The 13,031-nt window shown below is 44.4% G+C and carries 12 protein-coding genes; 11 read left to right on the forward strand and 1 reads right to left on the reverse strand.

Translation table 11 applies throughout. The features are described 5' to 3' along the window. From bcd to P4361_RS10445, 10 genes are all read left to right on the forward strand, one after another. Positions 1-1,101, forward strand: a complete 1,101-nt coding sequence (gene bcd, locus P4361_RS10400) for a branched-chain amino acid dehydrogenase (RefSeq protein ID WP_328089327.1) — start codon at positions 1-3, stop codon at positions 1,099-1,101. Between the two features lie 26 nt (positions 1,102-1,127). Continuing rightward, complete coding sequence (buk, locus tag P4361_RS10405) at positions 1,128-2,237, forward strand: butyrate kinase (protein ID WP_062235121.1); 1,110 nt, start codon at positions 1,128-1,130, stop codon at positions 2,235-2,237. Between the two features lie 20 nt (positions 2,238-2,257). Then, the gene (gene lpdA / locus P4361_RS10410) at positions 2,258-3,679 is read left to right on the forward strand and encodes a dihydrolipoyl dehydrogenase (RefSeq protein WP_328089328.1); all 1,422 of its coding nucleotides are present in this window, start codon (positions 2,258-2,260) and stop codon (positions 3,677-3,679) included. Between the two features lie 18 nt (positions 3,680-3,697). Then, on the forward strand, positions 3,698-4,690 hold the full coding sequence (locus P4361_RS10415; RefSeq protein WP_328089329.1) for a thiamine pyrophosphate-dependent dehydrogenase E1 component subunit alpha: 993 nt from the start codon (positions 3,698-3,700) through the stop codon (positions 4,688-4,690). 12 nt (positions 4,691-4,702) lie between these two features. Continuing rightward, positions 4,703-5,686, forward strand: a complete 984-nt coding sequence (locus tag P4361_RS10420) for an alpha-ketoacid dehydrogenase subunit beta (protein WP_328089330.1) — start codon at positions 4,703-4,705, stop codon at positions 5,684-5,686. 28 nt (positions 5,687-5,714) lie between these two features. After that, positions 5,715-7,040: a dihydrolipoamide acetyltransferase family protein gene (locus P4361_RS10425; protein ID WP_328089331.1), complete on the forward strand. Its 1,326-nt coding sequence runs from the start codon at positions 5,715-5,717 to the stop codon at positions 7,038-7,040. A gap of 152 nt (positions 7,041-7,192) precedes the next feature. Further along, positions 7,193-7,624: a BrxA/BrxB family bacilliredoxin gene (locus P4361_RS10430; RefSeq protein ID WP_248253076.1), complete on the forward strand. Its 432-nt coding sequence runs from the start codon at positions 7,193-7,195 to the stop codon at positions 7,622-7,624. Positions 7,625-7,805: 181 nt separating this feature from the next. Further along, positions 7,806-9,275 carry an ABC transporter substrate-binding protein/permease gene (locus P4361_RS10435; RefSeq protein ID WP_328089332.1) on the forward strand — a complete coding sequence of 490 codons (1,470 nt, stop codon included), beginning with the start codon at positions 7,806-7,808 and terminating at the stop codon, positions 9,273-9,275. Continuing rightward, the gene (locus P4361_RS10440) at positions 9,268-9,990 is read left to right on the forward strand and encodes an amino acid ABC transporter ATP-binding protein (RefSeq protein ID WP_256226007.1); all 723 of its coding nucleotides are present in this window, start codon (positions 9,268-9,270) and stop codon (positions 9,988-9,990) included. Before P4361_RS10435 ends, P4361_RS10440 begins: the two co-directional genes overlap by 8 nt. Before the next feature lie 114 nt (positions 9,991-10,104). Then, the gene (locus P4361_RS10445; protein WP_328089333.1) at positions 10,105-11,064 is read left to right on the forward strand and encodes an aromatic acid exporter family protein; all 960 of its coding nucleotides are present in this window, start codon (positions 10,105-10,107) and stop codon (positions 11,062-11,064) included. A 44-nt stretch (positions 11,065-11,108) separates the two neighbouring features. Here the strand turns inward: P4361_RS10445 and prli42 are convergent, their stop codons facing one another. After that, positions 11,109-11,201, reverse strand: coding sequence for a stressosome-associated protein Prli42 (gene prli42, locus P4361_RS10450; RefSeq protein WP_156316366.1), 93 nt, complete (start codon positions 11,199-11,201; stop codon positions 11,109-11,111). A 166-nt stretch (positions 11,202-11,367) separates the two neighbouring features. Here prli42 and P4361_RS10455 point away from each other — a divergent pair, with 166 nt between their 5' ends. Beyond that, positions 11,368-13,011: a methylmalonyl-CoA mutase family protein gene (locus tag P4361_RS10455; RefSeq protein WP_328089334.1), complete on the forward strand. Its 1,644-nt coding sequence runs from the start codon at positions 11,368-11,370 to the stop codon at positions 13,009-13,011. Positions 13,012-13,031 lie beyond the last annotated feature (20 nt).

The raw sequence follows: 13,031 nt of genomic DNA on the forward strand, positions 1-13,031 counted from the left end.
ATGGAACTATTCAAATACATGGAAACTTATGATTATGAGCAAATGGTGGTTTGCCAAGATAAACAATCAGGATTAAAAGCCATTGTTGTTATTCACGATACAACACTTGGGCCAGCATTAGGCGGGACAAGAATGTGGACGTACAACACTGAAGCAGATGCATTTGAAGATGCACTTAGACTCGCACGCGGTATGACTTACAAAAATGCGGCTGCAGGTCTGAACCTTGGCGGCGGAAAAACGGTTATTATCGGCGATCCGAAAAAAGACAAGAATGAAGAAATGTTCCGTGCGTTCGGACGTTTTATTCAAGGTCTTAACGGCCGATACATTACAGCTGAGGATGTAGGTACAACGGTTGAAGACATGGATATCATCTACCAAGAAACACCATTCGTAACAGGTGTCTCACCTGCTTTCGGTTCTTCAGGCAATCCATCACCAGTTACAGCTTACGGTGTTTACCGCGGAATGAAAGCGGCAGCCAACGAAGCGTTTGGCACGGATTCACTTGAAGGGAAAGTAATTGCAGTTCAAGGTGTGGGACATGTTGCCTACAATCTTTGCCGCCATTTAAACGAAGAAGGCGCACAACTAATCGTTACAGATATCAACAAAGAAGCGGTTGACCGTGTCGTTGAAGAATTTGGTGCGAAAGCCGTCGACCCTGACGAAATCTATGGAGTTGAATGTGACATCTTTGCACCATGTGCATTAGGTGCGATCATCAACGACCAAACGATCGGCCAGATTAAGGCAAAAGTCATCGCGGGTGCCGCAAACAACCAGCTTCGTGAAACACGTCATGGTGATGCGATCCACGAAATGGGAATCATTTATGCTCCTGATTATGTAATCAATGCGGGCGGTGTTATCAATGTAGCAGATGAATTGAATGGCTACAACCGCGACCGTGCAATGAAAAAAGTTGAGACAATCTATGACAACATTGCGAAAGTTATCGAGATTTCTAAACGCGATGGTATCCCGACTTATTTGGCAGCTGACAGGCTCGCTGAAGAACGAATTGAAAGAATGCGCAATTCCAGAAGCCAGTTCCTTTTGAACGAACGTCATATCCTGTCCAACAGGACCCGCTAATCTCGGTTTGAACATTGGAGGTTTATATGGTGCCTACAAAAGAATATCGCTTACTCGTCATCAATCCAGGATCAACCTCTACCAAAATCGGGATTTTCGACAATGAACGTGCTGTTTTTGAAAAAACTATACGGCATGACAGCGACAGTATCAATAAATTTGAAAATATTATCGATCAATATGAATTTCGAAAAAATACAATTCTCGAAACCCTTGATCATGAAGGAATCAACATTTCTAAATTAAGTGCGGTAGTAGGGCGCGGCGGTTTGCTGCGTCCCATCGAGGGCGGCACGTATCATGTTAATGATCTGATGCTTGCGGATCTTAGAAAGGGCTATGCGGGAGAGCATGCTTCTAATCTCGGCGGGATCATCTCATACGAAATCGCATCCGGACTAAACATTCCATCATTTATTATTGATCCTGTTGTCGTCGATGAGATGCAGCCGCTAGCGAGAGTCTCGGGAATCCCAGAGATTAAGCGGAAGAGTATTTTTCATGCATTGAACCAAAAAGCTGTTGCAAGAAGGGTATCCTCTCTACTTGGTAAGCCATACTCTAGCCTTAGGCTCATTGTTACGCACATGGGCGGAGGAATTACCGTTGGTGCTCATTTTTACGGCAAGGTTATTGATGTAAACAACGGTCTTCACGGCGAAGGTCCATTCTCTCCTGAAAGAGCCGGAACCGTTCCAGTCGGAGATTTAGTGGAATTATGCTTTTCAGGCGAATACTATGCCGATGAGATCATGAAGAAACTGGTCGGACAAGGCGGCCTTGTCGGATACCTTGGCACGAATGATGCAGTAAGGGTCGAAGCGATGATCGCGAATGGAAATGAAGAAGCGGCGCTGATCTACGATGCGATGGCCTACCAGGTGGCAAAGGAGATAGGCGCTTCCAGTACCGTATTAGAAGGGCAAGTTGACGCGATCATCATTACCGGAGGACTAGCTTACGGCAAGGAATTTGTGAAAAAGATTACAGAACGTGTAGAATGGATTGCTGATGTTATCGTTCAGCCCGGTGAAAATGAGCTTCAGGCTTTGGCCGAAGGAGGGCTTCGCGTATTAAAGGGCGAGGAAGAAGCCAAAGAATATCCTGCATCAGATGTTTCTGTCCGAACGAATTAAAGTGATAAAGGAGAAACAGTATGGCAACTGATTTTGATTTAGTCATCCTCGGCGGAGGTACAGGCGGCTATGTTGCAGCCATCCGTGCAGCTCAAATAGGCAAAAAAGTAGCGATAGTGGAAAAAGGATTGCTTGGCGGAACTTGCCTTCATAAAGGGTGTATTCCAAGCAAAGCCTTGCTGCGAAGTGCAGAAGTTTATTCTACTTCTAAAAAAGCAGCTGAATACGGTGTTTCCATTGAAGGTGTGTCCCTTGATTTTAATAAAGTACAGGAACGCAAACAAAAAATTGTTGATCAGCTTCATAACGGTGTAAAGCACCTCATGAAAAAAGGAGACATTCAAGTCTTCGAAGGGACAGGCCGTATCCTTGGGCCATCCATTTTTTCTCCGATGCCTGGAACCATTTCGGTTGAATTTAACAATGGAGACGAGAATGAAATCCTCATTCCGCAGAATGTTATTGTAGCGACTGGATCCAGGCCTCGTACACTGCCTGGGTTAGAGATTGACGGCACATTGGTCATGTCTTCAGATGATGCACTGAAAATGGAGACTCTTCCAGCATCCATCCTGATCATCGGAGGCGGAGTAATCGGCATCGAATGGGCTTCCATGCTCAATGATTTCGGTGTCGAAGTTACGGTTGTAGAATATGCGGACAGAATCCTTCCGACAGAAGATGAAGAGATTTCCAAGGAAGCTGCGCGCATCTTGAAGAAAAAAGGAATCAAACTTGTTACAGGTGCGAAAGTTCTTTCAGAAACGCTGAAAAAAGAAGAATCTGTTCAGATTGATGCTGAGCATAAAGGCGGAACGGCATCGTTTTCAGCAGAAAAAATTCTTGTTTCCGTTGGACGCCAGGCAAATGTGGAAGGAATTGGCCTGGAGAACACAGCGATCAAAGTAGAAAAAGGGTTTATCGAAACAAATGAATATTACCAAACGGCAGAAAGCCATATCTATGCCATCGGAGATGTTATCGGTGGGCTGCAGCTTGCTCATGTGGCATCACATGAAGGCATTGCAGCAGTTGAGCATCTTTCCAACCAGAACCCGCACCCTATTGATTATTCCATGATCTCTAAGTGTATTTACTCCAGCCCGGAAATGGCGAGTGTGGGATATACGGAAAAGGAAGCGAAAGAAAAAGGGTATACTGTAAAGGTCGGAAAGTTTCCGTTCAAAGCAATCGGTAAGGCTCTTGTTTATGGAGAATCAGACGGATTTGTTAAACTTGTAGTGGATGAAGCAACGGACGATCTTTTGGGAGTCCATATGATTGGACCGCACGTTACCGATATGATTTCTGAAGCAGGTCTGGCGAGAGTTTTGGATGCTACACCATGGGAGATCGCCCAGACTGTTCATCCTCATCCTACACTTTCTGAAGTGTTCGGCGAAGCAGCGCTTGCCGTCGATGGAAAAGCGATTCATTTCTAAAAATAGGAGGGATCTATCATGGGCGAAAACCGCCATGAAAGACTTGGTTTAACGGACGAAAAAGTCCTTGAAATGTATAGAACGATGCTGATGGCCAGAAAAATCGATGAGCGTATGTGGCTGTTGAACCGGGCTGGTAAAATCCCGTTCGTAATCTCTTGCCAGGGGCAGGAAGCAGCACAGGTCGGAGCCGCGATGGCGCTGGACCGTGAAAAAGATTTCGCATTGCCGTATTACAGAGACATGGGAGTCGTCCTTTGGTTTGGGATGACTGCAAAAGACTTGATGCTTTCAGGTTTTGCAAAAGCAGAAGATCCTAATAGCGGCGGAAGGCAGATGCCGGGTCACTTTGGAGGAAAAAAATATCGAATCGTTACAGGTTCTTCCCCGGTTACGACTCAAGTTCCACACGCTGTCGGTATGGCACTTGGCGGAAAACTTGAAGGAAAAGATCTTGTTACATTTACCACATTTGGAGAGGGTTCTTCCAATCAGGGAGATTTTCATGAAGGCATCAACTTTGCCAGTGTTCACAAACTTCCTGTTATCTTCATGTGTGAAAATAATAAATACGCCATTTCTGTACCGATCCAAAAACAGCTGGCGTGCAAAAATGTTTCAGACCGTGCTTTAGGCTATGGCATTCCTGGTGTTACCGTAGACGGAAACGATCCGTTGGCTGTATATGAAGCAGTAAAAGAAGCTGCAGACCGCGGACGTCGCGGAGAGGGTCCAACATTGATCGAAGCCGTGTCATACAGGCTGACTCCTCACTCCAGTGATGATGATGACCGTGCCTATCGTACAAGGGAAGAAGTTGAAGAAGCAAAGGCAAAGGATTCGATCTTTACGTTTGCTCAATATCTAAGAGATGCAGGCGTTCTAACTGACGAGTTTGAGAAGCAATGCCATGAAGAAATTGCAGCGATCATTGATGAAGCAACTGAATATGCAGAAGCAGCGCCGTATGCAGCCCCAGAATCTGCAATGCGCTTTGTTTATGCAGAGTAAGGGGGAGAAACCATGCCGATTATTTCCTATATAGATGCAGTAACACAGGCGATACGAGAAGAAATGCAACGGGATAAAAAAGTTTTTGTGGTTGGAGAAGACGTTGGAGTCCGCGGAGGAGTGTTCCGTGCCACTGCTGGATTGATAGAAGAGTTTGGTGAAGATCGAGTAATTGATGCTCCATTGGCGGAGTCCGCGATTGCAGGCGTAGGAATTGGTGCAGCGATGTATGGCATGCGGCCTATTGCTGAAATGCAGTTTGCTGATTTCATCATGCCTGCTGTAAACCAGATTGTTTCCGAGGCTGCGAAGATCCGTTACCGTTCGAACAATGACTGGACATGTCCGATCACTATCCGCGCTCCGTATGGCGGCGGGGTTCATGGTGCTCTGTACCATTCTCAGTCAGTCGAAGCATTGTTCGCTAATGTTCCTGGACTTAAGATCGTGATGCCTTCGACTCCTTATGATGTAAAAGGCCTTCTGAAAGCTGCGATTCGTGATGAAGATCCTGTTCTATTCTTTGAACATAAACGCGCTTACCGTTTGATTAAAGGTGAAGTTCCAGAAGAAGAATATACACTGCCGATCGGCAAAGCCGATGTTAAACGTGAAGGTGATGATATTACGGTCATTACATATGGCTTATGTGTACATTTTGCTCTTCAAGCAGCAGAAAAGCTTGAGAAAGAAGGAATTTCCGCTCATGTTCTTGACTTAAGGACCGTATATCCTCTTGATAAAGAAGCGATTATTGAAGCTGCTTCAAAAACAGGCAAAGTAATGCTATTGACTGAAGATAATAAAGAAGGAAGCATTATGAGCGAAGTTTCTGCTATTATCGGTGAACATTGCCTCTTTGAACTGGACGCACCGATTAAACGTCTTGCAGGGCCTGATGTGCCTGCAATGCCTTACGCTCCAACGATGGAGAAGTATTTTATGGTGAATCCAGATAAGGTAGAAAAAGCAATGAGAGAACTTGCTGAATTCTAAAACAGCACTCTAGCAGGAGGGTGAATAAATGGCTACGGAAAAAATCTTAATGCCCCAGCTCGGGGAGAGCGTTACAGAAGGAACAATCAGCAAATGGCTGGTACAGCCTGGTGATCATATAAAGAAATACGATCCGCTTGCTGAAGTAATGACCGATAAGGTAAATGCAGAAATTCCTTCTTCATTTACTGGAGTTATTAAAGAATTGTCTGCTCAGGAAGGCGACACACTCGCTGTAGGCGAGTTGATCTGTTATATCGATACGGAAAGCGGGACAGCGGAAAAAAGTAATGATCAAGCAGCACCGGCAGCTTCTTCTTCTGATAAAAAAGAAGAAGGAACGGCGACTGCTTCTGCAGAAACTGGGCTTCCTAAGCGGGACAAATCTGAGAAAAACCGTTTTTCACCAGCTGTCCTTCGAATAGCGGATGAACATAACATTGATCTGAACCAAGTGGAAGGTACCGGAATGAATGGCCGGATTACCCGCAAAGATTTAATGAAATTGATTGAATCCGGTAATATTCCGGCACAAGGAACAACACCGGCTCAAGCTCCGATTCAGGAGGCAGCAAACGTCAAGGCCCCAGAACCACAGGCGGCTCCTCAAACTGAAGCACCAAAACCAGCACCATCGGTTGAAAGCCAGCCTGGCGATATTGAGATTCCAGTTACAGGTGTAAGAAAAGCGATTGCTGCCAACATGGTGAGGAGCAAACACGAAGCTCCTCATGCGTGGACGATGGTCGAAGTAGATGTTACTAACCTGGTGTCTTACCGCAATGGCGTGAAAAACGATTTTAAATCAAAAGAAGGCTACAACTTAACGTTCCTGCCTTTCTTTATCAAAGCTGTCGTCGAATCACTGAAAGAATTCCCTCAATTGAATTCCATGTGGGCGGGCGATAAGATTATACAGAAGAAAGACATTAACATTTCTATCGCTGTAGCAACCGATACTGCACTTTACGTTCCTGTTATCAAACAGGCAGATGAGAAGAGCATCAAAGGTATAGCGCGTGAAGTGAAGGAACTGGCAGATAAAGTCCGTACGAACCGTTTGGGCGCTGATGATATGAAAGGCGGCACGTTCACTGTCAATAATACCGGCTCTTTTGGATCTGTCATGTCTACACCGATTATTAATTACCCGCAGGCAGCGATTCTTTCGGTAGAATCCATTGTAAAACGTCCGGTTGTTATGAATAACGGTATGATCGCAGTCCGTGATATGGTTAATCTTTGTTTGTCACTTGATCACCGCGTACTTGACGGACTTGTCTGCGGAAGGTTCCTTGCCCGTGTTAAAGAACGCTTGGAAAATATTTCGAGTGAAACAACATCTATTTATTAAAAAGAGGTTTATGTGGGAATGAAAAGGGTAAGTAAGAAGTATCAACACCTCCATACCCCATAACCCCCTAAAGAAAAGACGCTGGGTAAGCGTCTTTTCTTTGTATTCATAGAGAAAACGGGTAAAATAAAAGCAGAAAGGGGAGGTCAGCAATGAATTTAAATTTTAACTTTTTCATGAATGATGCCGTTGAATCAGCACGAAAAGAAATCGTAGAGGCTGGATATACGCAATTAACGACGCCTGAAGAGGTAGATGAAGCACTAGCTAAAAATGGAACAACGTTGGTTATGATCAATTCTGTATGCGGATGCGCAGGCGGTATTGCCAGGCCGGCTGCTTCTTATTCAGTTAAGCAGGGTATCCGCCCGGATCATCTTGTTACCGTTTTTGCCGGACAGGATAAGGAAGCGACAGAGAAAGCGCGTTCTTATTTTACCGGTTATCCTCCTTCTTCCCCATCCTTTGCCCTTCTAAAAGATGGAGAAATTCAAACGATGGTGCAAAGACACGAAATTGAAGGCGAAGAACCGATGGAAGTTGTCAATAAATTAATCAATGCGTTTAATACCTATTGCAAATAAACATTTAAGACCCATTCTCTCTTAGAGGATGGGTTTTATTATGCGCTATCATGAATAGAAATACATTCGGAATTATCTAAAAACTAATATCACTCACTTTCTGTGTTAAAATACATTATATTGAATAAATATGAATGCATAAATTTTATAGAGACACTTTTTAAGAAAGTTGGGGGATATAATGCTAAAAAGAACCTATGTATTGCTTTCACTTGCGCTATTGATCATTTTCAGTGCAGTGGGGGCTGTATTGCCAATAGGCGAGCACCAGGCTTTAGCAAAAGAAAAACATAAAAAAACACTGGTTATGGGAACATCTGCCGATTATGCGCCTTATGAGTATATCGATACGACCAAAGGCAACAAAATCATTGGTTTTGATGTGGATGTGGCTAATCACATCGCGGACAAGCTTGGCTATAATCTCGTCATAAAAGATATGGATTTTAACGGTCTGGTTCCTGCACTTGATTCAAAGCGGGTCGATTTCGTCATGGCTGGCATGACGCCGAATGCAGAGCGGAAGAAGAAGGTGGATTTCTCAAACACCTACTATCAAGCTAAGCAGCTGGTCGTTACAGATAATCCTAAAATTAAAACGATTCAGGATTTAAAAGGAAAAACAATTGGTGTCCAGCTAGGTTCCATCCAGGAAAATGAAGCGAAAAAAATTGCTGATAAAGTGGACAAGGTTCATATTGAAAAAAGAAATAAAGTTCCTGACCTTGTACAGGAAATTATGTCTAAAAGATTTGATGGAGCCGTTATTGAAGACGGAGTCGCTATTGAATATCTAAATAAAAACTCAGATTTAAGTGCTTTTGAAATACCTGATTCCGCATCTGCCGGTTCTGCGGTTGCTCTTCAAAAAGGAAGTAAGCTGACGGATGATTTTAATCAGCAGATTGCGCTGATGAAAAAGAATGGCGAGCTGGATAAAATCGCCAAAAAATGGTTTGAACCGAAATCTAAGAAAAAAGCAGAGAAGAAGTCGATTGTTGACTTTTCAACTATCATGCCATCTGTACCGTATATTTTAAAAGGGATATTAACGACCCTAAAATTTGTGGTTGTGTCCATTCTTTTAGGCTTTGTGCTTGGTACGATTCTTTCTCTGTGCAAAATAAGCAAAGTGAAAGTGCTTCGATGGGGAGCAGACGCTTATACATCCATCTTCCGTGGAACACCGCTTATTCTTCAGCTGCTGATTATCTATAATGCGACACCTCAGCTGACAGGATATAAAATCGAACCATTTCTTGCAGGTGTACTGACCTTTGGATTGAACTCAGCGGCTTACGTTTCCGAAATCATCAGGGCCGGAATCAATGGAGTTGATAAAGGGCAGCGTGAAGCTTCTATGGCGCTTGGGGTCTCCTATGGTTCAATGATGAGACAGATCATCCTTCCTCAGGCCTTGAAGAACATTCTGCCGGCACTGATGAACGAATTTATTACATTAACGAAGGAATCAGCCATCATTGCGGTGATTGGTACGACAGATATCATGAGGCGCGCACAGATTGTCGGGGCAGATACGTACCGTTATTTTGAGCCGCTGATAACTGCAGGAATCATCTATTATCTGATGGTAATGGCATTAACTGTTCTGGGACGCATGCTTGAAAGGAGAATGAGCCGCGGTGATTAAAATCGAAAACCTTCATAAAACATTTGGAAAAAACGAAGTATTAAAAGGCATTTCCACTGAGATCGGACAAGGCGAGGTCGTTGCGATCATCGGCCCTTCCGGTTCAGGGAAATCGACCTTCCTCCGATGTATAAACATGCTTGAAGAACCGACGGATGGAAAAATCTTATTCAAGGATCAGGAGGTAACTGCCCAAGCATCTAAAATCCAGCAAGTCCGAAAGAAGATCGGGATGGTGTTTCAGCATTTTCATCTCTTTCCGCATATGACTGTAATGGACAACTTAACGTATGCACCGGTTACCGTTAATAAAGTTTCTAAACGCGAGGCAGAAGCAGCTGCCCGTGAGCTTCTGAAGAGAGTCGGTCTTGCTGATAAAGAAGCCGAATATCCAGGCAGGCTTTCCGGTGGCCAGAAGCAGCGTGTAGCGATTGCAAGAGCTCTCGCGATGAATCCGGAAGTAATGCTCTTTGATGAACCTACTTCTGCTCTTGATCCTGAGATGGTAAAGGAAGTACTGGACGTCATGAAATCCCTTGCTCAAAGCGGGATGACCATGGCCATCGTTACTCATGAGATGGGCTTCGCCAAGGAAGTGGCGGACCGTGTTATATTTTTGGATGACGGTGTGCTTGTGGAAGATGCTGAGCCGGCTGAATTTTTTGAACAGCCAAAAACAGAAAGAGCGAAATCCTTTCTTGAAAAAGTATTATAAGAGGCCTTTTCAGGTCTCTTTTTTTGCTTCTTTCTATGTGCATGTGAAAATTCTTTCTGCCGCATGCTAAACATGAGATAATCGTTGGGAGTACAGCAGGAAAGGAAGGCTAATATGCCAGCAATCAAAATCGGCTACAGGACGGTAAAGACAGCAATCGGGACGGCTCTTGCTATCGGCATCGCTCAGTGGTTGGGTCTGGAATTCTACAGCTCCGCAGGAATATTAACAATTCTTTGTGTTAAAGTGACGCAGAAACGGTCCTTGATAAGTTCCTGGGAACGGTTTGCGGCATGTATCATCGGTATATTGTTTGCCGCCGTTTTTTTCAATGTTCTAGGTTATCATCCATGGAGCATCGGGCTGCTGATCCTGCTGTTTATCCCTGTCCTTGTTGCCTTAAACCTTAAGGAAGGCATCATTACCAGTTCGGTTATCATTCTTCATCTGTATACACTGGAATACCTCAGCTGGAAAGCGGTAGGGAATGAAGTTGCCCTGATTTGTATCGGAATCGGCATGGCCCTTTTTGTCAACTTGTATATGCCAAGCATGGAACATACCGTAAAGAAGATCCAGTCGGACCTCGAGGAACAATTCAAATCCATCTTTCTTGAGTTTCGGGACTATCTGTATGACCATAACCATCTCTGGGACGGGCATGAGATCACTAAAGCGGCTCGGCTGATCGATGAGGGGAAGGATCTTGCTTTCCGCGATGTGGAGAATCATACGGTACGCTATGAAAATGAATATTACCTTTATTTCAGGATGAGGGAAAAGCAGCTTGAACTGATCGAGAGGATGATGCCGATCCTTTCTTCTATTGATCAGAGATATATGCAGGGGTACATCCTTGGGAATTTTTTCAATGAATTGAGTGAAGCCGTACATCCGGGCAATACGGCAGTCATCTATCTTGATAGTATTGAAAAATTGAGAAGAAAGTTCCGAGAGATGGATTTGCCGAAAGACCGGGAAGAATTTGAGACAAGATCGAAGCTGTTTCATCTTTTAAATGAGATTGAGCGCTACTTGCAGATTAAGAAAAGCTTTAAGAAAAGTGATATTTAGTGCAAAAAAAAATAAGCCGTAAAGGCTTATTTTTTTGGTTTTTATTAGAACAATGCACTTATCCCCGTCAGCAGGGTTGTCAGCAGCAAGGAGCCAAGCATGATAAAGACTATGGTTTTTATTAATTTTCGAGACATCATTACCCTCCTTATCCAATTATTATTGTACAAGGAATTGAACAGTGTAACAAGATTTCCTTCCATCTGTCTATAATTTTAGCAATTTTGGCAGGAAAAAGCGTTTTCAAAAAGAAAGTAATGTAAGAAAGAAAATGTCGAATGATAGGTTATAGGAGGCAGCCATATGAGCAAGCATCAGGAGAGAGTAAATAATTGGAAGCTGGCAACAGAGAAAAGCATGCAGCGGTTTCCAGAACGAAAGCAAACATTTGAAACGAGTTCAAAGTTTGAGATCGACAGGCTTTATGGAGCAGAAACAGAAGATTACGATATAGAGAAACTTGGATTGCCTGGCGAATATCCCTATACTAGGGGTATACAGCCAACGATGTACAGGGCCCGTTACTGGACGATGAGGCAATATGCCGGCTTCGGTTCTGCTGAAGAGACCAACAAGCGGTTCCGCTACCTGTTAAAACAAGGGCAAACGGGCCTTTCCGTCGCCTTTGATCTTCCTACCCAGATAGGCTATGACTCTGATCATGCGATGTCCAAGGGAGAAGTAGGGAAGGTAGGGGTTGCCATCGATTCATTGGAAGATATGGAAGCGCTTTTACGGGATATCCCGCTGGATCAGGTCAGTACTTCGATGACAATCAATGCACCTGCATCCGTCTTGCTGGCAATGTACATTGCTGTGGCAGAAAAGCAGGGTGTTTCTTCGGAAAAAATATCCGGTACGATTCAGAATGATATTTTAAAAGAGTACATTGCGAGGGGAACGTATATTTTCCCTCCTAAGCCCTCTATGCGCCTCATCACGGATATATTTGCATATTGCAAGGAACAGGTGCCGAAATGGAACACCATAAGTATATCAGGCTACCATATCCGCGAAGCCGGGGCGAATGCTGTTCAAGAGCTGGCATTTACGATCGCCAATGGAAAAGCGTATGTCGATGCAGCGTTGGAGGCCGGATTGAACATCGATGATTTTGCACCGAGGCTGGCGTTTTTCTTTAATGCCCATAATCAGTTCTTTGAGGAAGTCGCCAAGTTCAGGGCAGCTAGAAGAATTTGGGCCAAACTTATGAAAGAACATTATCAGGCAAAGAACCCGAAGAGCTGGCAGCTTCGTTTTCACACCCAAACAGGCGGTTCTACGCTGACGGCCCAGCAGCCAGATAACAATATTGTCCGTGTAACCATTCAGGCGCTGTCAGCCGTAATGGGAGGCACTCAAAGCCTGCATACGAATTCGAGGGATGAAGCACTCGCCCTTCCTACCGAGGATTCTGCGAGAATCGCGTTAAGAACTCAGCAGATCATCGCCCATGAGAGCGGGGTGGCGGATACGGTGGATCCTCTGGCCGGATCTTATTATGTGGAGCACCTGACGGATGTCATGGAGGATGAAGTCAAACTTTATCTTGAAAAAATAGAATCACTGGGCGGAGCAGTGGCTGCCGTTGAACAAGGCTACATGCAGCGTGAAATTCATCATACGTCTTATGAAATACAAAAGGCGATTGAAAAAGGGGATGAAGTCATCGTAGGCATGAATTCATTCACGGTTGAAAATGAAGTCCAGCCTGAACTATTAAGAGTCGATCCAACACTGGGGGAGAAGCAAAAAGAAAAGCTGAACCGTCTGAAGTCTGCGAGGGACCACGACCGAGTGAGCGCTCGGTTGGGTGCGCTGCGCCAAGGTGCTCAAGGAGCAGAAAATCTTATGCCGCTCATTTTGGACTGTGTGCGTGATTATTGCACGATCGGAGAGATCTGCGGCATCCTTCGGGAAGAGTTTGGAGAATTTACAGGAATATAGACAGACAGGAGTGGGAAGAA

Source organism: Fictibacillus sp. B-59209, from assembly GCF_036216745.1.
Classification (GTDB): Bacteria; Bacillota; Bacilli; order Bacillales; family Fictibacillaceae; genus Fictibacillus_C; species Fictibacillus_C marinisediminis.